The organism is Pedobacter rhizosphaerae (assembly GCF_900111155.1).
In the GTDB taxonomy this organism is placed as follows: domain Bacteria; phylum Bacteroidota; class Bacteroidia; order Sphingobacteriales; family Sphingobacteriaceae; genus Pedobacter; species Pedobacter rhizosphaerae.
Map to the genome: position 1 here is coordinate 1 of NZ_FOGG01000076.1, position 1,582 is coordinate 1,582.

1 protein-coding gene and 1 tRNA gene are annotated in these 1,582 nt (G+C 39.6%); one reads left to right on the forward strand and one right to left on the reverse strand.

What is annotated here, in order from left to right; genetic code table 11:
• Position 1: 1 nt before the first annotated feature.
• Positions 2 to 75 (reverse strand) — tRNA-Asn (locus BMX11_RS24000).
• A gap of 141 nt (positions 76 to 216) precedes the next feature.
• Between BMX11_RS24000 and BMX11_RS24005 the strand changes: the two genes are divergently transcribed.
• Entirely contained in the window at positions 217 to 1,137 is a 921-nt protein-coding gene (locus BMX11_RS24005) for a PfkB family carbohydrate kinase (RefSeq protein WP_090890145.1), read from the forward strand.
• Positions 1,138 to 1,582: the final 445 nt, after the last annotated feature.

The following is a 1,582-nucleotide window of genomic DNA, read 5'->3' on the forward strand; positions in this document are numbered from 1 at the left end:
GCTCCTTCTGCTGGGCTCGAACCAGCGACCCTCTGATTAACAGTCAGATGCTCTAACCGGCTGAGCTAAGAAGGAATCCGGTTCCAAAAAAACTTGTTTCCTGTGCTTTACAACACATATACACTCGTTCGTTTTGGGAATGCAATATTAGGGCTTTTAAATTATTTATGCAATATTTGCAGTGAAAAATTTTTAAAAAAAATTAAAAAAAGATATATGAGCCTGATAATCATAGGTACTGTGGCTTTCGATGCTATAGAAACTCCTTTCGGAAAAACGGATAAAATTGTTGGTGGTGCTGCAACTTATGCCAGTTTAGCTGCTTCTTACTTCTACAATAAAGCAAAAATTGTGGCTGTAGTAGGTGATGATTTCCCAAAAGCAGATATCGATTCATTTAAAGATCATGGTATCGATACCGAAGGACTTCAAGTTAAAGCAGGAGAAAAATCATTTTTCTGGTCGGGCAAATACCACAACGACATGAACAGTCGAGATACTTTAATTACCGAATTAAACGTATTGGAAAACTTCGATCCGATTATCCCTGAAAGCTACCAGGACTGCGAATACCTGATGCTAGGCAATCTGACACCACAAGTACAGCAAACGGTGATTAAACGCCTTAAAAACCGTCCAAAATTGATCGTTATGGATACAATGAACTTCTGGATGGACATTATGATGGATGATTTACTGGAAACCATCAAATTGGTAGACGTATTAACCATCAATGATGCAGAAGCCCGTCAATTGTCTGGAGAATACTCTTTGGTTAAAGCAGCCAAGAAAATCTTAACCATGGGACCAAAATACCTGATCATTAAAAAAGGTGAGCATGGTGCTTTATTGTTCCATGAAGATAAAATTTTTTCCGCTCCGGCATTGCCATTGGCAGAGGTTTTTGATCCAACCGGTGCCGGAGATACCTTTGCAGGAGGCTTTATCGGTTATTTAGCTAAAGTTGGAACCATTAACTTCAATAACATGAAAAATGCAATCATCTATGGATCAGCATTGGCTTCTTTCTGTGTGGAGAAATTCGGTACCGAAAAATTATTAAACTTAACAGAAGAAGAAGTAGCAGCAAGAATTCAGGAATTCGTAAACCTGAGCGCCTTCACCATAGAGGCTTAATACTGCATAAAATATAATAAGGCCGTAAATTGATAACTAAGATTATTGATTTACGGCTTTTTGCTTTAGGCACCTTTTTGTCGAGAAAAAGACACTAAACGTACTGGCAGTGAGGAATAAAGAAACTCAAAAACAATCATTTAACCATATAAGCCACAGAAGGAATATCAGCACTAGCTACATCCTTCCATAGTCGGAATAGCATACTAGTCTATTAACCACCCCTTGCCCCTCCTAAATTAGGAGGGGAGCCGGCCTGTGCTTAGGATAGATAGTACCTTTGTAGGTTTGTTCAGCGCTATACCCAAAACGTTCACCTCCCCCAACCCTCGCCCAAGCACTGAAACTACTAGGTCGTAGCGAGACGCTACCAATGCTATTAAGTTAAGCTAAACCCTATCCTGTCTGAGCCTGTCGAAGACCTTCCTAATAAGGAGAAAACTAA

Coding starts and splice junctions, on each gene's coding strand:
- BMX11_RS24005 (WP_090890145.1), top strand. CDS start 217: ATGAGCCTGATAATCATAGGTACTGTGGCTTTCGATGCTATAGAAACT.